The sequence below is a fragment of the Chrysanthemum yellows phytoplasma genome, from assembly GCF_000803325.1.
GTDB lineage: Bacteria > Bacillota_I > Bacilli_A > Acholeplasmatales > Acholeplasmataceae > Phytoplasma > Phytoplasma asteris.
Window position 1 is genome coordinate 1 of record NZ_JSWH01000150.1, and the last position, 245, is coordinate 245.

General features: G+C 19.2%; 1 pseudogene. It reads right to left on the bottom strand.

From position 1 onward, the window contains the following. Window positions 1-245: pseudogene (locus OL66_RS04045) on the bottom strand (hypothetical protein); the annotation flags it as partial.

Sequence of the window (245 nt, forward strand, 5' to 3'; positions counted from 1 at the left end):
TCTTCTTCATCTTCTAACTCTTCTTTTTTTTTAGTAAATCTTTTATTTAGGATTTTTTCAATTAAATCTATTTGTTCTAAATAAAAATCACGATCTAGATTAATTATAAAATCATTAAGAGATTTTTTAACTTGATTTAAAGTTAATTTATCATCATGATAATATTGTTCTTTTAATCTAAATATTTCATCATAAATTAATTGTTTACGTTCTTCTTTTTGATTTTGACGAACGTATTTTTTATG